Annotated in this window: 12 protein-coding genes; 1 reads left to right on the top strand and 11 read right to left on the bottom strand. The window is 41.5% G+C overall.

Annotated features, from left to right (window positions below; translation table 11 throughout):
* A partial coding sequence (locus QZZ41_RS15175; RefSeq protein ID WP_295074076.1) for an ammonium transporter occupies positions 1 to 1,529 on the bottom strand: 1,529 nt, incomplete at its 3' end.
* Between the two features lie 269 nt (positions 1,530 to 1,798).
* Entirely contained in the window at positions 1,799 to 3,109 is a 1,311-nt protein-coding gene (locus tag QZZ41_RS15170; RefSeq protein WP_295074074.1) for an alpha-amylase family glycosyl hydrolase, read from the bottom strand.
* Positions 3,110 to 3,581: 472 nt separating this feature from the next.
* Between QZZ41_RS15170 and QZZ41_RS15165 the strand changes: the two genes are divergently transcribed.
* Positions 3,582 to 5,837 carry a dockerin type I domain-containing protein gene (locus QZZ41_RS15165; protein ID WP_295074071.1) on the top strand — a complete coding sequence of 752 codons (2,256 nt, stop codon included), beginning with the start codon at positions 3,582 to 3,584 and terminating at the stop codon, positions 5,835 to 5,837.
* A 66-nt stretch (positions 5,838 to 5,903) separates the two neighbouring features.
* Here QZZ41_RS15165 and QZZ41_RS15160 read toward each other — a convergent pair whose 3' ends face one another.
* The 9 genes from QZZ41_RS15160 to QZZ41_RS15120 form a co-directional block, all read right to left on the bottom strand.
* Positions 5,904 to 8,501, bottom strand: a complete 2,598-nt coding sequence (locus tag QZZ41_RS15160; protein WP_295074068.1) for a dockerin type I domain-containing protein — start codon at positions 8,499 to 8,501, stop codon at positions 5,904 to 5,906.
* The gene (locus QZZ41_RS15155) at positions 8,494 to 9,054 is read right to left on the bottom strand and encodes a sigma-70 family RNA polymerase sigma factor (RefSeq protein WP_295074065.1); all 561 of its coding nucleotides are present in this window, start codon (positions 9,052 to 9,054) and stop codon (positions 8,494 to 8,496) included. The genes QZZ41_RS15160 and QZZ41_RS15155 overlap by 8 nt, the downstream gene beginning before the upstream one ends.
* A gap of 594 nt (positions 9,055 to 9,648) precedes the next feature.
* Entirely contained in the window at positions 9,649 to 11,559 is a 1,911-nt protein-coding gene (locus QZZ41_RS15150) for a hypothetical protein (protein ID WP_295074062.1), read from the bottom strand.
* Between the two features lie 247 nt (positions 11,560 to 11,806).
* The gene (locus QZZ41_RS15145) at positions 11,807 to 13,207 is read right to left on the bottom strand and encodes a sodium-dependent transporter (protein WP_295074059.1); all 1,401 of its coding nucleotides are present in this window, start codon (positions 13,205 to 13,207) and stop codon (positions 11,807 to 11,809) included.
* A 211-nt stretch (positions 13,208 to 13,418) separates the two neighbouring features.
* Positions 13,419 to 14,057, bottom strand: coding sequence for a TrkA family potassium uptake protein (locus tag QZZ41_RS15140; protein WP_295074056.1), 639 nt, complete (start codon positions 14,055 to 14,057; stop codon positions 13,419 to 13,421).
* Positions 14,058 to 14,078: 21 nt separating this feature from the next.
* Positions 14,079 to 15,413 (bottom strand): TrkH family potassium uptake protein, encoded by a 1,335-nt coding sequence (locus QZZ41_RS15135; RefSeq protein WP_295074053.1) that lies wholly within the window; start codon positions 15,411 to 15,413, stop codon positions 14,079 to 14,081.
* A 309-nt stretch (positions 15,414 to 15,722) separates the two neighbouring features.
* Positions 15,723 to 17,324: a YfjI family protein gene (locus tag QZZ41_RS15130; protein WP_295074050.1), complete on the bottom strand. Its 1,602-nt coding sequence runs from the start codon at positions 17,322 to 17,324 to the stop codon at positions 15,723 to 15,725.
* Positions 17,325 to 17,561: 237 nt separating this feature from the next.
* Positions 17,562 to 18,233 carry a hypothetical protein gene (locus QZZ41_RS15125; RefSeq protein ID WP_295074047.1) on the bottom strand — a complete coding sequence of 224 codons (672 nt, stop codon included), beginning with the start codon at positions 18,231 to 18,233 and terminating at the stop codon, positions 17,562 to 17,564.
* A gap of 18 nt (positions 18,234 to 18,251) precedes the next feature.
* Positions 18,252 to 25,028, bottom strand: coding sequence for a SpaA isopeptide-forming pilin-related protein (locus tag QZZ41_RS15120; protein ID WP_295074044.1), 6,777 nt, complete (start codon positions 25,026 to 25,028; stop codon positions 18,252 to 18,254).
* Positions 25,029 to 25,043 lie beyond the last annotated feature (15 nt).

Genomic DNA, 25,043 nt, shown 5'->3' with positions numbered 1-25,043 from the left:
TGTTCCATAGCTTCGATGAACTGCTGTAATTTCTGCTGTTTGAATATGACTACAATGTTTGTGAGCTTTGTTGCTCCGTCAGGTGAAGGTGTTGAGTAATTCTTTACTTCTACTGCTTCATCAACTGTAGCAACAGGCTTCTTTGCAGGTTTCTTTGAACCTTTCTTCTTTTCGACTTTCTCAACACTCTTTGCGTCGTCCTTAGTATAGCCCTTCATGGAGATATCGCCCATTGCAGGTGCGAAGTCAGCATAAGAGGAAATAAGACCGTGCTCTGTAACATCAAGACCAATGATCTCCTCCTGCTCGGAAGCACGGAGACCGATTGTCTTCTTTATTAATACGAATACGATAGCCATTGAAACTGCTGTAAATGCTGCGATAGCTGCGAAACCGCCGATCTGTCTGCCGAGGAGTCCGAAGCCGCCGCCGTAGAAAAGACCTGAAAGCTGGTCGCCGTTCTGGTCAACAAGTGAGTAGCCTGGTACTTCAGGATTTGCAAAGAGACCAACTGCAATTGTTCCCCAGATACCGTTCATCATGTGAACTGCAACTGCACCAACTGGATCGTCGATGTGGAGTTTGTAATCAAGGAACCATACGCCGAAGCAAACGAGTAAACCTGAAACGATACCAATTATTGCAGAGCCAAGACAGTCTGTTACATCACAAGGAGCTGTGATACCTACAAGACCTGCAAGTGAAGCGTTAAGACACATTGAAACATCAGGCTTGCCATATTTGAGCCATGTGAAGATCATGCAAGTTACTGTTGCGATAGCAGGAGCAACTGTTGTTGTAAGGAATACTGAACCGAGCTGATCGATCGAAGTACAAGCTGCACCGTTAAATCCGTACCAGCCGAACCAGAGGATAAAGCAGCCGAGAGCACCTATTGTAAGGTTATGACCCGGGATAGCGTTTACCTTTATCTCGCCGTCCTTTGTCTTGTGGAACTTACCGATTCTTGGTCCCAGGATTGCTGCACCTACGAGAGCTGCTATACCGCCGACCATGTGGATATGAGCTGAACCTGCGAAATCGTGGAAGCCCCACTGGCTGAGCCAGCCGCCGCCCCAGCCCCAGTGTGCTTCTATAGGATAAACGATTGCACTGATGATAGCTGAGTAAACACAGTATGAAAGGAACTTGGTTCTTTCAGCCATTGCACCTGAAACGATAGTAGCTGTTGTAGCACAGAATACAAGGTTGAATACGAAGTTTGACCAATCGAAGCTGCCGTAGGAAGTGAAGATATCAAATCCGGGCTGTCCGATTATACCGACGAGGTCCTCACCGAAGAGGAGACCGAAACCTATGAGAATGAAAACAACTGTACCGATACAGAAGTCCATTAAGTTTTTCATGATGATATTGCCTGCGTTCTTTGCACGGGTGAAGCCTGTCTCCACCATTGCGAAGCCTGCCTGCATAAAGAATACGAGTGCGGCACCTATAAGGAACCATACGCCAAACAAAAGACCGTTAGTCTCTTCCATGGCTTGTTGTAAAATTGTCTGAGAGTCCATAAAAACTACCTCCTTGAAAAGTTACAGCATAAAAAATAAAGGAGTATACGACGCACCGATACCTCGGCACATCATACACCCCTTTGTGTATGGAATTAGTACTAATAACAAAAAAGAGCTGCAGACTTTGTCGTCCGCAGCTCCCTTGCTGTTTACAATGCCATTATAGACCTTCGTGAGAGATTTGTCAATAGCTTTTTTAAAATTTGGCGTATCTCACACATTTTGCTTTAAAGTAGTGAAAAACAATTGTCAAATGATACAGAAATTCACCTTTCCATTTTCCAGATCTGTGCTGAATAAGGCGGCAATTCACTTCCACCGCCGAAATCGTGCTTTGTACCTGTTATAAGCTCATCAGCTGTGCCGCAGCCTGCATCGAAATGCGCTGTAAACGGCTGATCTTCTGCATTTATAGCAATAAGTACCCTCTCATCATCACATCTGCGCTGAATGATGCACTGCTTATTAGTGAGCACAGGAACGCTTATATCACCATAGCAAAGTGCCTTGCTCTCGCGGTGTATCTTTGCAAGCTTTGAGATATATGCCGAAAGCTCGTTATCTATGGGCTTGTCGAAGGATACTCTCAGTGCAGGATCACCGTCTTTTTTGTCAGCTTCTGCGCCCCATTCGCTTCCGTAATAAATACACGGTATTCCGGGCATTCCGAACATTATCGCATACACAAGCGGAATGTGATTTTTGTTTGTAAGTATCGTTGCGATTCTTGAAACATCGTGATTGTCAACAAAGCTGAGCAGGTGCATACCTCTGTACTGACACCACTGCTCAGGTCCGAACTGATTTTTGAGTGAGTGGCATATCTCGAACATATTCATGCAGTTGAAGCTCGAATACAGTCCCTTATAGCACTGATAATTTGTTGCGGAGTGTAACATATCATTGTTTACGAACTGCGAATAATCGCCATGCAAAAGCTCGCCTATAAGTACAAAATCCTGTTTTAGCCCGTTTGTAAATCCGCGGAGTCTTTTGAGGAATTCCTTGTCAAGACAGTACGCAACATCAAGTCGCAAGCCGTCAATGTCAAACTCATCTACCCAGCCTTTTATGCAGGAGAAGATATGCTCAACGACTTCATTGTTCCAGAGATTGAGTTTTACAAGTTCAAAATGTCCTTCCCAGCCCTCATACCAGAAACCATCGTTATAGTTTGAATTTCCGCCGAAATTTATATGGAACCAGTCCTTATAGCGTGAATTTTCACGATTGCGGAGTACGTCCTGAAACGCCCAGAAACCTCTGCCAACGTGATTGAATACGCCGTCAAGGACTACTTTTATGCCTCTTTTGTGAAGCTCCTTGCATACCTTTGCAAAGTCCTCGTTGCTGCCAAGACGGCAGTCTATTTTTGCATAGTCCCTTGTGTCATAGCCGTGAGAGTCAGACTCGAATATCGGTGAAAAATAGACCGCATCACAGTTCAGTTCCCTGATATGGTCTGACCAGTCGATCACCTTCAGTATCCTGGGTTCGGTGATACCGTCATTCTCGAAGGGTGCTCCGCAGAAACCGAGCGGATAGATCTGATAGAATACACTTTCATATGCCCACATTTTAATACCTCCGTTTACACAGCTTTTTTGCCTGTATAGTTTGTTTTTCATATACCATTTTACCACGTTTTTTTATTTCTGGCAACTGTAAATTATTATAGGATCTGCCAATTGCTGTTAATCGATAAGGTCGTTCTGAAAACGTGACAAGTGCTCGAAAGGCAGGATCTGCCGACCTTTGAACAGTCCGCAGCCGCAATTCCGTATAGCATCGGGAAAGATCGTCATAAAAGGTTATGTGTATGGACTGATAGCCCGTGCTTTTTCCCGACATTTTTATGCAACTGTTTAAGACAGGCAAAGGTGCTGCTGTTTTTACGTACAGCATAACTCCCCTGTTATTTGTTCACAAAAAGTTTACGATTTAAACCGCACATCTGCGTATCATCATTCGTTAATGCAAATAAGGAATCATCTTCCACTAAAATGCAGTTTTATATTGCAAAAATCAAGGAATGTAGGTGAATTTAAGATGTTAAAAAAATTTGCGGCTGTTATTCTGGCAGCTTCCACGGCACTTATCCCTTTTTCCGCAGCTCCCGCAAGTCTGTTTGCTCCGTCAAGCGTTAATGCAGCGGGAACTGTTAACGCAGTATCTATCCCCGAATGGGTACCCAAAAACTTTAGTTCAGCGATCGAGTTCCGCAACACCTACGGAACTGTGCATATTGACAACGGTGTCATCTGTGTTGTATCGCAATTAAGCATAGATGCAGACACCGAGGGCGGACCGAAAGGTGTACTGCAATACGAGACAGTGTCAACAGACAGTTCGGTAAAAATACTGTGGCATACAAATTATTCATCAAAAGACAGCCCTTATTACTATGAAATAGCTGTATTAGCTCCTCAGCAAGCCTGTGACTTTGATATTGCTGTTGTCGACGTATTGACTGATGAACCTGATCCCGATCTGCCATACGGTCGTGCGATCTCACGTTATTCCTTCTCAGCCAAAGATAATCTGAGCGTTACCGAAACGGATATTTACGGCTGGCTGCCTGACAGTGAAAAAGAATACACGGAATATGTCCAAAAACACGGTGAGGTTTCGGTCAAGGACAACTATGTTGTATTCTGTATGGAATCAAATGCTGGCTCTCCTTTATCATGGCGCGAAAAATCAGAGAACTATTCCGAGAATTTTGAACGCGCAGCTTTTCTGTTTTGCAGTGAAGAGACTGCCGAACCTGTTGACGGCGGTGAAATATACCAGGTAGTTGCGTATAAAGCTGTCAAGGACGGCTGCGCAAAGATAGAATTGGAGTATGCTCCAAATTCTACATGGGAGCTGAGAACGCCATTTTCCGAAGATGAAATGAAACAGTCTTTGACTGCTGACTGTGCTGTTCTTGATAATGCGCAGACAATTCTTCTTTCTGGTCAGATAAGAGTTACGCTTGCTGACTGCAATACAGATGAAGCGATCATTTTAGGCGAAGGTGAAATGCCATCTATAGCAACAAATATCAGCAGCGGTGGAGCGTCAACAGGTCCTGTTCTGGTTATGGAGACCAATCCTGCTATCGTATCTGACGACCTTGGCGGACACTTTGATTCGGGCTCTTTTTCCTTTAGTCTCAACAGCAGTTCGCTGCCGAAGGGTTACTCGTTCCCTGACGGCGCAGATCATATGGGCTATTACGGCGGCACGATAAGCCCTGAAGACTACGTAACAATTACGAAGTTTGACAACGGCTCTGCAAATGTTGTATTCAAGCTCAAGACTGCTCCTACGGGAGATGTGAATTCTGACGGTGAGTTCAACGTATCGGATATCGTATTGCTGCAAAAATGGCTGCTTGGTGTTCCCGATATCGTTCTTGCCGACTGGCAGGCAGCTGATTTCTACAATGATGACGAGCTCGATGTATTCGATCTCATACTGATGAGAAAAGCCCTTATCGTACAAAGCATCAAAGACTATGTTGACCCTGATGAGTACTTTGAATTCGGGATCTCATTTTTAGTTCGGGAAGATGGACTGAAATTGTATCTCGGACCTGATGAAAGATATGAAAGCGTTGCTTCTATCCCTCAGAACACCCGTCTCAGAGAGCACGGATATCAGAAAAATAATGATGACTGGCTGTTTACCGAATATAACGGACAGTATGGCTGGATAAGAACGTTCAGTGAGGACGGCAGGACTCCTACTATCTTTTACGAAGAAGTTGCAAAGAAGCCTGTAATTTACCTTTATCCCGAGGAAGAGACCGATGTTCATGTTGAGCTTGAACTCACAGAAGCCGAGCTCTCAACAACATATCCCAAGTATGACAACGGCTGGAACGTAACTGCTTACCCTGACGGCTCACTGCTCAACAAGGCTGACGGTACACATCATAAGTACCTGTTCTGGGACGCTGTGAACTGCCGCACAAGATTCGGCTTCTCAGAGGGCTTCTGCGTTGCAGGAAGTGATACAGAAAGCTTCCTCAGAGAAAAGCTCACATATATGGGACTTACCGAGGAAGAAATGAACGAGTTCATCGTATACTGGCTGCCGTTAATGGAGCATAACAAGTACAATCTCATTGCTTTCCAGGGCGATACCTATACCGATTCCGCAAAGCTTAACATCACTCCCGAGCCCGACAGCCTTCTCCGCATATTCATGACTTATGTCCCCCTTGAAGATGCAGTTGATATCCAGCCTCAGCAGCTTGATACCTTTGAAAGAAAGGGCTTTACAGTTGTTGAATGGGGCGGAAGCGAAGTCAGATAAATTATATACAAAAGCAATAACGGCACGGATATTTCCGTGCCGTTGTTTTATATGCTCCCATCGTTATCAGTCGATGCTGCATAGTCCGAGCAGATATTTCTGTATTGTGAGAGCGTCCATATTAGTAACGCCGTCACCGTCAACGTCTGCGCGAACACAGCCTTCTTCTGTGATATGATTGTCATCACTGCCGTTCACACCGTATTTTGAAGGATTTGCCAGAGACTGCATTATCAGTACCGCATCGGAAAGATCGACTGTTCCGTCACCGTTTGCATCGCCGTTTCCTTTGAGATCAAATGTGGCTATCTGATCATAGCTGCTATAGTACCTTACTGTGTCTATAGAACTTGAGATACCTGATATCTCCTCATCATTATAAACATAGCCTGAATCTCCCCTGTGGTGTTTACGGTTGAATTTCTCCATATTGTTGTTGAAGATATCATAATACTGTAATTCAAGATGTTCCATATAGAAGCTGTCAAGTTCCTTATTCATCTTATCCTCATCGTTATACAGTTTTTCAAGGTCGTTGAGGATATACATCATCATGCACTGTACTTCGAGCTCATCTGCACTGATACCGTTATTGTTGAAGTCGAAATTTGTATCGAAATTATCGCGTACTTCCTGTGAAACGCCGATACTAACACTGAGTTCGGGATATCTCTTTATCATTGTGCCGATATAGCTGATATCATATGGAGTAAAATATTCCAGATCAAGATTGTATAGTATGTTGTAGTCAGCTACAGTTATTTTTCCGTCAAGATCAATATCAGGATTAGGAAGAATACCTAATTTGACATTTTTATAGTATGTCGGGAAAGCTGAATCTATTTCAGCTGCTGTAAAATTGTAGCGCGCAGGAGCTTCATATACTTCAGAGCTGTTCTGAGCTGAGTTCGGACCATATTTTATCGAGAACTGTTCATAATAGCTCAGATTTGCAAAAACACAATCTGAATAAGACATAGGGCTTGGTGTGTAATAGCCCTGATCCTCATAATATAAAGGATCAAAGTATTTCTCGTCTATCTCATTGTATGTAAGGTAATACATCGTAAAATACTGACCGATAAACTCAAAACGGGTATTATAGAAATAATGCGCTGCTACTTTGCAGAGATCAATGACCTTATAATACTCTTCTTCAGTTACAGGACAAGACTCATAATAGGTATGGTAATGGAAAGGATATTCAGACTGAGATACATACAAAGAATCAAATCTATCAATCCACAAAAGTCTATCTGACACATAAATAATTTTAACAACGTCATCAAAATCAAAGACACCGTCAGAGTTGATATCTGTATCAACATATCCGTTCTCTATAATATCCTTGACCATTTTGTAATCACGTTCTGTTCCGTGTATCCAATATCTCATGCTATCTATGAACTCGTATATAGGTGACACATATACCTCAGAAGAATTGTATACATAAAATTCATCATCAGTATATTGATATTTCAATTCATCGGGCAAAGAATCGTAAATGTCAGGCTTATCTTCTCCGTCTGACAGTTTATAATCGTCTGCACACACAGGTCTGAAACTTCCGTCATCATTCTGTACATAATACATATTCCTTCTAAATGATACGATATCCCACACATCAATATCTTTCTTTTGTACTTCAAGCGGAATAGGATCATCTTTATATTCATCGGGGCAATTTTCGATAAAGTAATTCGGATCGTAATAATCCGTACTTACAGGATAATAAGCGAACAGGTATCGTACAAAATCATACCATACAAATGAGTAATAATAGGTGTCCGTAACGTTTTCGTTTGTTTTGGGATCATAGTATTCTTTTTCGACAGGCAGCTGCGTTTCTCTGATAGTATTGTATTTTTCCATTATATAATCAGGGATATATATTTCACCATTACGTGAATTAGCAGCACGGTAAAATGCATATGCATCAAAGATATCAATATTGCCGTCGCAGTTGATATCTATGTCGAGATCATAATGATCAACGAGCTCTTTTAAATGCATCAGATCTTCTTCATCACTAGAAATAGTGGCTGTAGGTTCATAGGTCTGAGCATTTGCAACTGTGGTAGGATTACTTGCAATCAGAATTGCAGCTAAAGCTGCGGCATATTTTCTCATAATAATACTCCCTTCGTATTCATAGTCATATTCAGGCACGGCTGTAGTTACAGCAGTCACGTTGCTTACAGCTGATGTTCCTGTTCCCATGCCTGCGCAAGTTGTCTGCGCAGCGGTAACGGCAGGCGAAGCTGCTGTTTGTGCTTGTGTGTTCTGTGCTGTTTGTGTTTGGCTGTTCTGGGATATTATGCTTGTTTTTGAATAAGAAACGGAAGTCTGAGCTAAAGCCTCTGTGCTGTTGACTGTCAAAGAAGTTGTTATCGCTGTGCAGATATCAGTGGTCATTGCAGGCGATGTTGCAGCGGCTGACGTTGCAGGCACACTCGTTATAACGGCGTTTTCCGATATATCAGGTTTTCTTTGAGGTCTAACGGTATTGAAAATACCTGTAGCACCGAGAGCTATAAATATTGCTGCCGCAGTTGCAGGCAAAGCATAGCAGTGATGTATTGCGGGCTTGTGTTTGCAGTCGGCTTCTTCAATGAGGTCGGCATCTATATTATTTATGCCCTTGTATAATTTAAGATCACTCATCTATATAACCTTCTTTCTGCAAAAATGCCTTTAATTTTTTCCTTACTCTGAAAAGATATGTAGCCACGGTCTTTACGTTCATATCATAAAATGCCGCTATATCCTCTAAAGTTTCGGAATACCAGTATCGCCTCACGAATACCTTCCGGTATTTTTCGGGCTGACTTTTCAGAAATACGCTTATCGCTCCGCCGAGCTGCTCATCTGTTATTGTTTTTTCAATGCTCTTACCGTCAGGAATACATTCCGCAAGTTCGTCCAGAGATACTGAAAAATCCGAATTCCTTTTTGCTGCGCTGTTGTATTTTTTACGGTTCAGTGCGCAGTTTTTCACAAGTTTGCAAAGGTATACTTTCAGATTATCGGGCTTGTTGGGCGGTATCGAACTCCACACGTCCATATAGGCAGAATTCACACATTCTTCCTGGTCTTCTTTCTGAGAAAGAATGTTGCCCGCAATATAGAAGCACAGCTTTTCATAGCTTTGTTTCATTTCTTCAATAGCTTTTTCGTTTCTTTCAAAAAGCAATTCGACAATTGATGCATCATTCAAAAGGTCAGCCTCCTTTCCTGAGGTCCTCTGTACATAAAGACAACATTCGGCTCATAATATTTCACTTTTTGCAAAAATTTTTTCTGCGATATTTATGCTTTCTCTTTTATACGTATCTTTCAATGCTGAATGCACTGCGACAAATTGCAGGTTTTCCCTGTTTATAGTCATCTGTACTGCTTTAATTATACCATAGTCCGACTTTGGGTTCAAGAAAAACATTGTTTGGCATATCCTGCGGGAATTGCTTGTTGTTTTATCTCCGCGACATCATTAACTATCCCTCTCAGCCATTTTGTCACTATTGTCACCCGTCACCGGGGGTATGAAACATAAGCGTAAATATATTAATCATTATTCAAAACAGCTTACTACACACTCCTTGACAAATATGCCAATATTATTTCCGAGAAAAGTGTCAGGTGTCAGGTGACAAAATTGACAAAATCAAATATACGGGTCAACACAGCAATTCACAGACGGTCGTATACCTGTATCGACAGTTCCGAGTATATACGCACGGCAGACGCAAAAGGGTCTGACACAATGCAAACAGCCTCCCGAAGGAGGCTGCTTGTGATATGAGAATCGATATTATGAATTGATGATTTCGTTGAGTTCGTTATAGTCGTCCATATTGATAACACCGTCGTTATCAGCATCAAGAAGCTCGAGCTGGAATGCAGAGAATTTCTCTTTGATCTCTTTATTCTTTGCTTCGTCACTGTTTCTGTAGTTTATGATATTGAAATACTCATCTATCTTAGCAAGATCATTCTGATCTAATTCGCCGTCATAGTTAAGGTCGCCCTTCTGGATATGAACGCCGAGAGTATATTCATAAGACTCGCCGTTTTCTGAGTTGTTAGTGAAAGCATCTCCGTTTGTAAGTACAGCTTCAGAGATTACATTTCCCTTATCGTCCTTGAGACGAACTGCCTTTACCTTCGCGTATGTCTTGTTGTAGGTTCTTGTAGCAGCATTATAGCTGTGATTATTGACAGTCTTTATTGTATAATACTTATCATTGATACCGCCTTCAGCGAGTTTTGTGATATCACTAAAGATCGGACCGCTGTATACTACTACTGAATTTGTCTGAGGTTCGATATCGTTTGAAACAGTTTCAGAACCTTCACAATAGTTATCAACTGATACAGAGTAATAGTTGTCTGTGAAAACGTCAACTTCGGAAACAAGCTTTATATCCTTCTGTGATACCTTTATTGTATAGCACTCACCAAATGCAGGTGTTCTATGGTAAAGCTGGTTATCTGCACTTGTTTCGCCATAGATCGTCTTTACTTCGCAGATCTTATTATCCGAGTGCTCGCGTACTGCATCGTACATTACCCAGACATAGCCCTTATTAGCCCAGTTGCCCCATGTATTTACTACCTTGAATGCGCCCTTTTCGGTCTTTTCATCGATCTTCTTGTCACCATTGATATCACATTCGATGCTGTCATCGTAACCAACGATAGTGAACTGATGTCCGCTGTAGGAACCATATTGCTTATAGTTCTGGTAAACAGCATATTCCGAATTATCTTCCTCAGGCCATACTTTTTTCATTCCGAGATCATAATTGAAATATGTGCTTGTGCTTACAACATTACCATTGTACAGCTCTTCCTTGAGCTTATTGATGAAGAGATCTTCTTTTTCGTGCTGGTCTGAAACTCCCCATTTTGAACGTGAGCCGCTTTCAGGTATTCTTCTGTTATACAGATCGAAGCCTTCATAGCTGTCAATTCTTACGTTCAGTGCATTGAAAAGATTATTTTCGTCTCTTGGGATAGCTCTGTAAGGCATTGCTATGTGCCAGTAAAGCTCAGGAGTCTTTGTACTTGTATCAGAATCACCGTTTTCATATACAGGTACATAGAAACGCTTATTATCCTCAGGGAGGCTTTCATATTTCTCTCTGCTGATATACTCGCCTATACGTCTGTATCTCTTTGCTCCGTTGTAGTATACTTCTTCAAATGACTTTCTTTCGTCCTCATTTAGCATTTTCTCATAATATCTGGGATAAACATAATTGATCGCAGTAGGTGTAGATAAATATTCCCCAGTAACCTTGTCATATGTTGATATATCGTTAATTCTGTCATAAGGTGCTACGTCTAAAGTGAGTGCTCCTCTGTTCTTGAGTACCTTATATGCCTTGTGTTCCCATGAACCTTCGTCAACGCCCCTGTTTATCTGTGGGTAGATAGATGCAGGTGAGTAATACAGTGAAGAAACATCTGCTGTAGGATCATTTTTTAAGATTGCCTCTCTTGCATGGTATGTGAACTGATAGTATGTTATTGATGAAGCTACACACGAACCTTCATTACCCTGATCGAATGGCTCTCTTGGGAATAATGTGGTATTATCACTAAGATCAAAACTTGAAGGAAGAGCATTTGCGGCGGTAACAGTTGATGCAGGCATAACTGCTGCATAAGAAGCGAGCAGAGCGAGTGATGTGACGAATGCTGAAATTTTCTTTTTCATAGTTATTATCCTTTCTGTTATCAAAAGTATTTCCGAAAGCTTCTTATCGCTTTCATAGAGAACTCTCGCCAGATAATTATATATCAGGACAAACATTGAAAAATATTTTCGTATTTTGTGGTATATATAATAACTTTTATAACATTTTACAAAATTACTGTGCAATATCAACTGCATATACACGGATACAGCATGGAAAAAGTGCCGTTATATGCAAAAAGCTCCCTGAAAAACAGGGAGCCTGTCATTATATATCCGTGACAAAAGGTGTTATGAGTATCATCAGCATACATATAGGGCAGACGCACTTTATCATGGCATTGTAGAGCATCTTTGAGCGAAAGCTCTTTTCCCCTGTCATTACCTCTTCTTCTATGTATTTGGTCTTTACAACATAGCCTATGAGTATGCAGGTAAGGAAAGCAAGTACAGGCATCATTATATTGTTTGTGATGAAATCGAAGAGATCAAGTATCTGCATTCCGAGAAGCTTTATCTCAGACCATGCGCTGTAGCCCAGTACTGAAAGCATACCGAGTATGAATGTAACAAAGATGACTATAACACAGCTCTTTGTACGGCTGAAACCGAATTTCTCCATAACAACTGCCGTAACTGTCTCCATAAGTGATATGGATGAGGTAAGTGCGGCAAGAGTTACAAGTATGAAAAATGCTGCACCGATAAACTGTCCCGCAGGCATTGCTGCGAATACCTTTGGAAGTGTATTGAACATAAGTCCAGGACCTGCATTGAGTGAAGTCCTGTCGCCGCCCGAGAAGATAAACACCGCAGGAACGATTATCATACCTGCAAGTACAGCGACAACAGTGTCGAATATCTCTATCTGACGCACAGAGTTTTCAAGCGAGTCCTCTTTTCGCATATAAGAGCCGTATGTGACCATGATACCCATTGCTATTGACATTGAGTAGAAAAGCTGTCCGCAGGCTGCCGCTATAGTCTGTAATGCCATAGCAGGTGAAAAATTATCGAGGTTAGGGAGAAGATAGTATTTCAGACCTTCTGACGCACCGTCAAGGGTAAGGGTGTAAACCGCCATACCTACGATAAGCAGGAGCAGCACAGGCATGAGGAACTTGCTTACCTTTTCGATGCCCTTTTCAACTCCGAGGAATACCGCAACAGATGTGAGCAGCAGGAATACTATGAAGAATACCGTGGGCTGTGTGAAATGGCTTATAAAGTTGCTGAAGAACGGGACGCTCTCTCCCGATGCCGTAATGTATTCGGCTGTTGAAGCCTCTTCGCCGCCCCCTGTAACGAATACAGACATATATTTCAGTACCCAGCCGCCTATAACGCAGTAATACGGCAGGATAAGCGCAGGTATCACGGCTGCAAGGATCCCCAGAGGAGAGAAACGCTTGTCCACAGCCTTGTACGCGCCTATAACGCTTTTGCCTGTTCTTCTGCCGATAGCTATTTCGGTGAGCATGAGTGCAAAGCCGAATGTTATGGCAAATACGATATACACAAGCAGAAATACTCCGCCGCCGTATTTAGCGGCAAGATACGGGAAACGCCAGATGTTTCCGAGTCCGACTGCCGAACCTGCCGCAGCAAGTATAAATCCGATCCTTGAACCGAAACCGCCTCTTTCGGAAGCCTTATCATTGTTTTTCATAAGCATTGTCCTTTCAGTATGTCATTTCAAAATGCAATTATATTAATCATCTTAAATGCATGAAGATAAATTGAGTAAGCTGACTAAAAGGGCTGTGATAAAAGTGCTGTGCTTATACAGAAGTTTTATGTGAGCTATTGAGGAAAAACTTTCCTCAGAAAGGTTTCCACCGATAATTCCATGTAAAGTTTCTATATGAGTATAACACTTATTAAAACGCCTTTTGGATATCCTTGATATTGCCGAGAAGAAGCATTGCATCATCTGTACTCAGCACCATATCAGGCATCGGCAGGATCAGCTGATCTTTAGTTCTTACTGCGATTACATTCAGATTATGCTTTTTACGTATATCAAGTTCGGCTAATGTCTTATTGTTCCATGCTTTAGGTACGCGTACCTCATAAATATTCAGATCACGGTCAAGCTGGAATACATCGAGGATATCATCAGAAGCTTCCTTAGTTGCAAGTCTGATGGCAGTCTGTTTCTCGGGATATACCGTTTCATCAGCTCCGTTGCGAAGCAGGAATTTCTCCTGTACATCATTCTGAGCACGGGAAATGACCTTTTGAGCACCAAGGTCTTTCAGCAAAGCGGTAGTTTCAAGGGAATCCTGAAAGCTGTCACTTATGGTGACGATACATACATCAAAATCAGGTATACCAAGTGAACGCATAAAATCCGCGTTGGTACTGTCGCCTATCTGAGCATTTGTAACGAATGGCAATATTGTATTTATACGCTCTTCTTCGCTGTCAACTGCCATTATCTCACACCTGAGCTGTGACATACGATTAGCTATATGTATACCGAACTGGCCTGCGCCGATTATCAAAACTGATTTCATAATTCTTCTCCTTTGTATTTATTATCCGACTGTGACTTTTTCCTGTGGAAGTCTTGAGACTTCATTATTTGATGCGAATGCGGCATATATCAGCGTCAGACCGCCGACTCTTCCTGCAAACATAAGTATCATAAGAATAATATGCGACGGTAAGGAAAGCGAAGTTGTAATTCCAAGAGTAAGCCCCGCAGTTCCAAGTGCAGAACCTGTTTCAAACAGGCAGCTCGTAAGCGGCAGAGATTCTATAAGACTTACCGCAATGCCGGTTGAAAGGAACAGTGACAAATACATGAACAATATCGCTCCTGCTGTACGTACTATATCCTCGGGAACACGCCTGTTAAAGCACTCAACATCGTTCTTTCGCTTGAATACGCTTAATGCGGCAAGGAACAGGACAGCTATCGTAGAGGTTTTCATACCGCCTGCCGTTGAACCCGAACAGCCTCCTATAAGCATAAGTACGGTCATAAGCATGGTGCATGGTTCACGCATCTGTGAAAAGTCGGCTGTGTTGAAGCCTGCCGTTCGTGCAGTCACAGACTGGAAAAACGAATGGAGCACACGCTCTCTGAACGCCTCAGTCGAGTACTCAGCAAAGAAGAAAAATACAGCTGGCAGAAGTATGAGCAGTCCCGATGTTACAAGTACTATCTTTGTCTGTAAACGGTACTTATTGAAATGACAGCGGTGCTGAATGATATCGTCCCATGTAAGGAAGCCGATACCGCCTGTTATTATAAGAAGCATGACGACTATATTCACATATATATTGCCCCCGTATGAGGTCAGTGACGAGAAAGGCTCTCTTACTCCCATAAGGTCAAATCCTGCATTGCAGAACGCCGATACCGAATGGAACAGCGAATACCAGATGCCTTTTACAGCTCCGAAATCACGGCAGAACACAGGATATAACAGTACCGCGCCTGTAAGCTCGAAGAGTGCAGTCATTTTCAGTATGAATTTTGTAAGACTGAGGATACCTCCCACCTGAGGTGCTGAAATAGAGTCCTGCATCATACCGCGAAAGCCAAGTCCTATCTTTCTGCCCGAAAGCCTTGTTATCATCAGACCTATGGTGATAACTCCCATGCCGCCTATCTGGATAAGTGCAAGTATCACAGCCTGACCGAATAAAGACCAGTGAGTTGCCGTATCCTTAACTACCAGACCTGTAACACATGAAGCAGAAACTGCCGTGAACAGCGTGTCCTTAAAATGGGTGACACTGCGGCTTTGTGATGATATGGGGAGCATGAGCAGGAGAGCTCCCGTAAGTATGAGTATAATAAACCCGACGCTTATTACTCTGAATGAATTGTGATTGTTTTTCTTTTTCTTATCCTTTTTCATATGGTATCTCCGAATGATGAGCAAATTTTTCAATGTGTTATCAAACAACTCATATATTATAACACACAACGACAAATTATGCAATCCTGATATGCAAAACAATACTGTGCTCTCACCCATTTTGTCACTAATGTCACCCGTACCGACTTTTGTACCTTTTGTACCACCGTCCATGAGCCGATAACTCAAAAAAAGTATATCACCAGCAGATAAAATAGATATTTAACTAAATCTGCTGTTATATGCCTGTGTATCAGGATACTTTCAGTGTATGGTACATGGTGCAAAAGGGTCAAAAGGTACAAAAGGTCATATAAATGGGTTGATGTAAAACTGCACTGACGGACGACCTGATGTGTCTATACGTTCAGTTCTCATGTAGTGCATATCTTCAAGAAGCTCAGCAGCTTCATCGAAAAAAGTATCACCGTGTATAGCCCTGCAAAGGTGCTTTAATTCGCGCTTTGTCATCGTATCTTTTCCCCACGTTCTTATACGGCTCAACATATACTTCGCATTTCTGATGATCTCATCGTCACCTGCTCCACCGTCAAAGGCTTTAAGTGCCATATTCTCAGTCCAGATACCGATATTCACAGCGTTCATGGCAGTATCTCCGCCGATAGGCTCGTCCGCAGTATGCTCGCACAGATGAAGCAGTCCTGCTATTTTAAGGACTTTTCCAAAATGCTTTGAAGCATAATCCTTCATGTTCTCGAACATACCGCCGCTTCTCATTTTAGCCTGTATCAGATCATAGTAATCATGCAGGATATTATAGCTCTCTTTGTTGTGAACAAGCTTTACGGGTTCGCCGCTGACCGTCATTCGCAGCAGTTTCGTTATAAGCTCGTCATAAGCCTGCCGTACACCCTGCGGAATATCCCTGCTCACATAGTCCTGACTGCCTGCCTTGCCCTCGGGGAAAGCAAACAAGAACCTCTGCATCAGACCTCGCCCCATAAACTGCGGATTGCCCATAGCCTGTGTGAACTGCTGAGGCTGAGTCATTATGCCGAATGTGAGATAAGGAGCATTAAGCGTTATATTATCGGAAGTCCGTCTGAATATGGTATGGGGAGAGCCGTCATAAGCTTTCAGGAACAGGTTGATATTGCCCTGACCGTTGGTGTACAAGCCAGAAATAACATCAAATACGCTGCCCTCATCGTCCATAACAGCCATACAGCCGCCCTGTTTCAGCATTTCCGCAGCCAATGCCTCAGGTGTAGTATCGGAACAGGTGAGCCGCATTTCGTGAACAGGTTCAAGGTCGCATATCTCATCGGTAAGCTGTTTAACTCGTTCAAGACTTGCATTTTTGCCGTTCATTGCCGCCTGCTTCTGACGTTCAAGGAACTGCCGTTTGCTCTTGTATTCCTCAATAGCCTTGTAATGCAGCTCATTGTATCTCCGCACATATTCTTCCACAGGTCTGATAAGAGCCTTGAATACTCCCGACTTTCTCTCTCCCGGAGGAGCTACGGTAAGAGTGTATAAGTTTATGCTCTCGGTATGAGCATTGGCAGGATAAGCAACTATAGCCTTGCCCTGCAAGCACAGCGACAGCACCGACAACATTGGCAGAGCTGCCATATCGGGAGATACCTGCACAAAGTCACATACTGCACCGAGATAGTCTGAAAGTGTTTTCGGCAGGCTTCCCACAGGGAACGGCTGATACCGCACCTCTTTCTCAAAGGGCACGGGAAGCTCCCAAAGCTCAGGCTCGTTGAAATCAACAGCTATACTCTGCGCTAACTCAAACGCTTCCTGTTCGAGATCAAATTCCCTTGCTCTTTTCATTATGTCCGTAAAGCCTTCCGCACGTTTGCGGAGGTCAGAACTCATAAGCACCTGTGAGATGTACTGCTCCTCATATTTTAAGAAATTCTCTTTTGTGAGTTCCATTGTCTCAGCTCCTTTCACTAATACACTGTTAAGGAGCTTTTTTCAATGTAAAACCATTGAATATCACAGAAAATTTACAAATGACTAACTCCCCTGTCGATAAAACAGAGGAGCTTTTACTTGTTATTCTTATACGGGCTTGAAATGATATAGGCAGAAAAAAAGCCAACTGCTAAAGTTGACTTTTTGTTATAAAGCAAGACTAATGAAAACATTGTATCATCCGCAGCCTTTTATTTACCAGCGATCTTCTGCATTTCCGCTGGTCTGTACCGCATCTGCAAGTACCTCGATATGCAAAGTATATTCTGCTGTACTGTCATAGACAGACTTAGGTATCTGCACGCCTGACAGCAGTGTTTTGGATATGTCACCTGATCTGATCTTTCCTTTATAATAGAAACATTCATCTGTTGTATTATATTCCCAGCCATCATTCCAGTCAGGCTCTGTACATAGTTTTAATGTCAGAAGCGCAGCATTTAATGAATTCTTGAATATAAGTTCATTGTTTTCAAGCTCTGTTTTGCTGTAATCGGAAAAATCATCTGCACCGCCGCATATATTGCCGTCCGAATCATACCACATGGGTACAAATCTTACACGCAGATACTCATCGTTATTGTCACGAACATCATATATCTGAACAGGTTTAGTGATACTGTAAGTGTTTAATGGCTGATCATTATCATCGGTATCCTGTGTCCATGTATATGAAGCTTCTTCTCTGTCACTTAATGTGTCGACAGATTTGTTATTCTCTCTTACCTGAACATTTGCTTTGGCAGCTCTGAATTCATTTTTGCGTTCGTCACTTTTATACAGTATTGCATATACGATAAGAGGAGCGATCAGCATTATTGATATGATACTGCTTATTATAGCAACATATTTTTTCTTGTTTTTCATTGATCGCTCCTCCTTTCTTCATCGTGAAATAGTGTTGTCGGCATACGCCTGTGAACTGAGATATGCATATTCGGTCTCGCTGTTTGTAAAGCTTGCTGTCGGACGCCAGACTGTTTTGCTGTCCAGTGTTTTTGGAACTGTATCGAACTCACCTGCTCTGACATTTTTAACATTGATGTATACACAATCCTTGTCAGCGGCAGGCAGAGCCATACTTCCTGTTGTCTTACTGTCGCGGAAGCCGTTGGTTATGACCGCCTCTCCATGAGTACCGTCACCATAACCTTTATAACGGTTTGAACCATTCCAGAAATCGTAATCAGTGTGTGACCATGCTTTCATTTCGGAAATACGGTATATTCCCTCTTTCATAACACGGACCGTTTTTCTGCCGTTCCATATTGCTGCGGGATAAACATAATCAGCACTGCCGTTATCAGCTTTTCCTCTTTCGGTATACCGTTTTTCCACGCTGCTGTCAGCAGTAATGAATTTAGAATATGCATCAGAAACATTATCATCACCATGGAAGAAGCTATAATTATACTTTTCTCCATTTAATGTAATGTTATCATCAGTTATATACTTCATTTCACCGTCACAGCTGATCGTCACATAGAATGTTCCCCTGATATTCGTATTAATGAAAGCTGTTTCAGTTTCATCGAAACGATCGACTCTGAATACAAATTTTTGCTCTTTATCGCTGACATGGATATTTTTGTCAACGAAAATGATCTTTTCGATATCGAAGAAGAAATTCTGAGTATCTTTTTCATTCGGTATCTGAAGAACACATGAATACGAATCTGAATCAGTCTTTACCAGCTTCAGACCTGTGTTTGAAGTGATTGTCGTTACAGTTACGTTATTTTCCGTTGTAGTCTGTGTAATGACAGAAGCTACAAGTTCAATATCATTTTCGCCTATAACAAATCTTATATATCGGTCATATGGTTTATAGCCGAACTTAGGTGAGGTCTCTTTCAGGAAATATGTACCTTTTTCAAGGCTCTGAATAATGCGGGGTATCTCACCGTTTGAATCTGTTACAAGATCACTGTATCCGTTTATCGGCTGATCAGCAGGGATAAGTCCGTCAACACTGTTAACACCCTTATATAATGCAAAATGAACACTGTCAAGTACGGTATTATCTTCACTGTCAACTTTTATTGCTTTCAGCGTAAAAGGCTTATTGTAAACGTCGATAAATGCGACTACTTCTTCGGTAGAGCCGGGAAGCTTATGGTAATTGTTCCACTTTGTTTCATTTCCCGATACTATAATATCAGGATCATCGCCTAATCCTACAGCAAACTTTACAGGCTCGGGCAGACCGATATAAGTTGTCGGAGATGATATCTGAGTAAGCTCATAATATACATCATCTTCAAAATTGCCGCCTGTTTGTGAATTGCGTTCAAAACTATACATTATAGTGATCTTGCCGTCTGCGTCGGAAGTATAATTTCCGATCAGTGAACGTTTCTTCCCATTTCCATTCGGTTCAACTTTTTCAAGTCTGAAAGCACCGCCTGCAAGCGGTTCGCCCGCAGTTTCATGTTCATTGACATTTATAATATTAGTCGCCATTTGGCGCGTACCCATTTTATACAGACCTATAACGATACCGCCCTGACGGGTATTAGTTATACTGTCTGCTCGTGCTGTATAAACTTCAAAAGTTGAATTCATAACAGTTGATGAATCGCCATTGACGATATCTTCGGTATCTGAAACATCGTATCCGCTCACATGTCCGCTTTCATTAAAAGTAATCTGACCTGTAAGTGCGATCTCAAAGATCTTATAGTCATCTGCAACTTTTCCTTCATCAAGTTCAGATATAAAATACCGCACCGTATCATTGGGAGCTGTAAGCTTCCTTACTGGTATAAGCGAACTGTCAGCAAGTTTATATGTTCCGTCAGCCTGTCTTACGCAAAGTGCCGTATAAATCGCTGTCTCTCCAGCACTCCACGTTTTTTTCGCCTGTATGCTGTTTAATGGATTTACTGACTCGCCGCTGTTATATGTGACTGCATAACTATATTCTTCTTTTGAATTCGTGATTCTGTCCGTTGCTTTAATATTGTCAAACTGACCATTCGGAATTATTGTAATACTACCATATCCTGTAACATATCCGTTTTCATCAACAGTGGGATTTCCTGTCAGTGTTACCTCAAATATATAAAAATCACTCAATGAATGTCCGCCAAGTGATTCCATAAAGAATCGCACCTCAGTATCAGGTGATTTAAGACATCTGACAGGATGATCAATATTTTCAGCGAGCTCATAAGTTCCGTCTGATTGTTTGAGGTAAAGTGCAACATAAATATCATCATGTCCTGATGCAGCATCTCTGTCAGTCCATACCTTTTTAGCCTGTATCTCATATCCGCGCTTATTTATGACATTCATATACGGAGAGTCAGCAGCTCTTATAATACCAACATTATTACCTTCGCCTGTTATTGTATAATATGAACCCAGAGCACGTTCATACTCTACACGATCATAACCGAGAGGGCGCTCCGAAGCCGAATCTTTTTCCTCGACCTTGAATACAGTGCCTGCAGGAAGATTTGGTACTTCTACTGTATACCATGCAGGTATATTGGATATCTGTCCGTTTATAGATGTTTCAAACGTTATAGGATACAACAGGGCTTCTTTTAGTACAGACTGCTGTTCCGATGTCAAAGGACTTGGCGGAACAGGAACAGTTCCAGAGTTTCTTCTGATATTCTTGATATCATCAAGTGCCTCTTTTAAAGATGTAGTATCATGCGAACGCAGCAGATAACCTTTTAATTTTACGTATTCCTCCGTTGTCAGCGTATTATCACTCTTAAGTTCATCCAGCAGTTCAAATGCCTCAGTCAGATATTCTGCATCAGGATCAGGAACGAACCTCTCGAGTTTTTGTTCATCCATATTCCATTGACAGTAATACTGTTCAGGATCTTTTACACGGTAATTGCACATATTTGTCAGATCCAGATCATCTGTAACTCCGTTTGAAAGATACAAACGGAATGAGAATGTAGTCGGATCCTGTTCTGCTGTGATCTTATGGAGCTCTTTCTCAGCCTCAGTCATAGCAGGTTGAGAGGTATAATCTGCATCATATAGTTTTTTCTGGAAAACAAGTGAGCGTAAACCATCAGGATCAACATGGTTGCTGAGCATCAGGTTGGTTCTGTCTTTAACCATTGACCACTCTGATGAAAATGAAGCTCGATTTTCACCAAGGCCAATAGAAGAAACAGCTTCACCATTAATATATACTTGGTCATATACCTGTGAATTGATACCACATTCGACTATCTTATAATGAGTTGCATCATCAGGAAAATGGATCTCTAATTTTTGTTCTGCATTGATGAAAAATACATTTGAATATGTCTGGGTTGTACCGGGAGGCGTATATGACTCCTTAAATATAACAGATCGTGTTGAATTCTGATAAGCCACTTTAACGTGCTCATTATTCGGATCCAGAAGAACTGGATCATTTTCATTCGGGAGATCTGTACCGGGTATGTTGGAACAATAAAGTATCTGTACAGGATATTCAACGAAATCAAAATCTACATCATCTGAGCCTGTAACTTCCTTGGTCATTGTTACATTGCCCTCTTTGACATAGTTAAGATTGAAACGCATATGCAGATTTGACGCACCTGCACCACGCTCCATGTATAATATCTTCATGCTGTGATTTGTATAGTCCTTGAATACTTTTTCAAAATTCTCGATCTGAGGATTAGTGATAGACTTATCATAATCGAAATGTTTTTTCAGCTCTTCTATTATTATTTGCGGATCTGTTATTCCCCTTGTTATGTAATTGCTTACAAATTGATCACGAAGATTTGTTTTCACACCATTGACTTCAACGTCACCTGTTGCGAAGTTTACTTTTGCTCCCAGTGCTGAATGGATACCTCCGAGGTCAATGACAAGCTCGCCGTCAACATAAAGCCAGAAATCATCGTCTCCTGTGAACTCGAAAATGATATCATGTCCCCAGTTGTCTTTTCCGTTAGGTGTCTGAGTAAATCCTGCATCGAGCTCCATTCCGAAATAATAGTCGGCAGATTCTATAAGATGCAGTCTTTCATATTTTCGTGGATCGGTTTCCTCTAATGGCTGCAAGGTTGCATTAAACTTATTCAACTCATTTTTGGACGCATATGTATCCATATCAATATCATCATATGGAAAAAACTGACCATGCTTCAAAGAATTAGAAATTTTACCATCATGAGTACCAAGTTCTTTCGATACAAAGAAATCATAGATAGGTTCAGCTCCCACTGGCACTGTTTCATCTTCAGCATACGTCTTGACAACTTCTTCTCCGTTTTCGGTAACAAGATACATCTTTTGTCCGTCTTCATTTTCAGATTGATGCATATTTTTTAGAGTTGCAAAGTTCTGACAGCTGTCATATTCAAAATAACCACTCTGATCATAAATACTTTGAATAAAAAGGTGATTTACTACATTTGCACTCTTCAAATTAGCTGGATTAGTATATAATTCACTAAGCGACAGTTGTGATGCTGTAGCTGTTGGGAACTTACCGTCAGTAAGATTGGTTGACAAAATTCCAGGAGTCTGCGACTTTTCTACATATGTACTGTTTCCCAAAACTGCATACTGTTCTTTTGAGGTAGTTGCATTATCAGGCTTAAAATCATTACCGTCAGGTATCTTATACTTGACCATTTTCATTGTAATACCATATTCGGTATTATCAACTGTTTCAACTTCTGTCAGGTCGTTTGTAAAATCAACTACCTTTGCAAAATAGAAAGTATCTGCTTTCGATCTTGAAGAAACATCAATTCTTTCATCCCCGTTGTTAAGGTCTGCTTTTATGCCGGAATAAGAATAACTTTGCTGATCCCAGGCGAGTATAGTTGAAAAATATTCCCCGTAACGTCTTCCTTCCAGATTGATGCCTATGGGCTCGTCACTAAGTACACTGCCGCTTGATCGTTTAGGTGCGATATACTTTTCCGAGTAGGGATTGTACAGTTCATAGTAATAATTCGGATCTTCGGTATATTCATGGTAATATTCCGTAAAATCCCAAATCATGGTGTTTATTTTATTAGAAAGCCACATGATACTGTTGCCTCGCTCATAACAAGGAACAAGACTTCCATCATGATCGATTGCATAGAAATTGTATTGTTTTTTGTTATCATCCCATATACGGGTATAAATAACGACCTGTTCGCCGTTCTTAACTTCGGATACACTTACCTCTTTTGCCTTGTATGTTACCATTTCATCATCGGCGATCTCAGTATGGCTGACAAAATAAAGATAAGAGCCTTCTGCCGATGTTACAAATCTTCCGTTTTCACTGATATTTGCATTATTTGCAAGGAAATCAACGTTTTTGTCTCCTACTGACAGTAATATCCTGCCCTGACTGTCAGGTCTTACCCTTATCTTTTGCGGCGAAGCGGTCTCAATTGCAGATACTAAATTTTCATCATCAGACTCATTGACCTTGCCTAAGTTCAGATATTTTTTCGTTTCACCGAACTGAGCATATATGTAATATGTGTCATCACCTGCCCACTCAAAAGTCCACTCTGTAATATCAGTATCCTGAGCCACGTAAAGTACTTTACTTGTATTACTTCCCTCAGGACGTACTACTGAAGTGTTTACTTTAAGTGAATTAAGTGCATTATCTGTTGCCATAAGGACATCACCTGTTGCACCACTTACATAATGCATAAGACCGTATGTCTTGCCGTCAAGCTTATATGGGTCTTCTTCTATCGGATCATAATACCAGAATTGAAAAGTACCACCTTGATTAAAATCATATGCACAAAATCTGGTTCCGCCTGCATCTCCTTGCATATTCCAATACTTAGTAGGATTTGTTTGACTTTGAGCTTTGATACCTGTTACCTTGTTAAATGTATCTATCTCAAACTTAAATGCCGTCTTATAATTATTTGATAAATCCAAGCTATCATTAGGATTATTATAAATATATACCTTTTCATTTTGCGGGTTAAAGCAATATACATAATATTGAGTATTATCTTCTGCATCTACCTGTTCAAAATAGTATTTTACTGCACCCATTTCTATTGCAGTATCTATATCTGTACCAGTATTGCCTGATCCCTTAGTTTTATATATTCCCTTTCTATTTTTAGAAGAATCAATAGTATTCTTGAAAAAGAATCCTCCTGTATGACTTATATACAAGCCGTCACTTCCTTCGCCGTAATTAGCCAATTCAGCAACGTCTGTTATTTTCTTCCAGCCAAAATTCAGGTTATTAACAGCAATAACATTTTCATCTTGTACAATCTCATAAATTGAAAATCCAGTGGCATAAAAGCTTATCTTGCCTTCCTCCACCGAGAAATCATTGATCTGCTCTCTTTCGCCGTCATCTCTGATGTGCCAGAGCTGAATGCAGTCACTGTCATGGATAACAGGATCACTGATCTCAACAAGGATAGGATTTTCTTCTCCGGGCTGGTATTCGTTTTCACCTGCGGTTATGGTGATATCATAAGCTGCGATACCGTCGTGCTCTTCCGAAACATCAACAGCCTGTGCTTCCGCACCCTCAGGCATAAGACCGTCCAGCATAACAGTCTTTTCTTCGTTCTGCTCATCAGGATAGAGCTCAATGCTCATATGCGTAAGATCAAATTCTTCTGTTGACTTGTTTTCTTCGCCTGTTGTTTCTTCACAGACCGTTGTCTGTACTTCTTCGGCATATATCGGCATGATAGGCGAAACATT

It is taken from the genome of Ruminococcus sp., assembly GCF_016283395.1.
This window is presented reverse-complemented; position numbering and strand designations above follow the sequence as displayed.

Coding starts and splice junctions, on each gene's coding strand:
- QZZ41_RS15170 (WP_295074074.1), bottom strand. CDS start 3,109: ATGTGGGCATATGAAAGTGTATTCTATCAGATCTATCCGCTCGGTTTC.
- QZZ41_RS15165 (WP_295074071.1), top strand. CDS start 3,582: ATGTTAAAAAAATTTGCGGCTGTTATTCTGGCAGCTTCCACGGCACTT.
- QZZ41_RS15160 (WP_295074068.1), bottom strand. CDS start 8,501: ATGAGTGATCTTAAATTATACAAGGGCATAAATAATATAGATGCCGAC.
- QZZ41_RS15150 (WP_295074062.1), bottom strand. CDS start 11,559: ATGAAAAAGAAAATTTCAGCATTCGTCACATCACTCGCTCTGCTCGCT.
- QZZ41_RS15145 (WP_295074059.1), bottom strand. CDS start 13,207: ATGAAAAACAATGATAAGGCTTCCGAAAGAGGCGGTTTCGGTTCAAGG.
- QZZ41_RS15140 (WP_295074056.1), bottom strand. CDS start 14,057: ATGAAATCAGTTTTGATAATCGGCGCAGGCCAGTTCGGTATACATATA.
- QZZ41_RS15135 (WP_295074053.1), bottom strand. CDS start 15,413: ATGAAAAAGGATAAGAAAAAGAAAAACAATCACAATTCATTCAGAGTA.
- QZZ41_RS15130 (WP_295074050.1), bottom strand. CDS start 17,324: ATGGAACTCACAAAAGAGAATTTCTTAAAATATGAGGAGCAGTACATC.
- QZZ41_RS15125 (WP_295074047.1), bottom strand. CDS start 18,233: ATGAAAAACAAGAAAAAATATGTTGCTATAATAAGCAGTATCATATCA.
- QZZ41_RS15120 (WP_295074044.1), bottom strand. CDS start 25,028: ATGCCGATATATGCCGAAGAAGTACAGACAACGGTCTGTGAAGAAACA.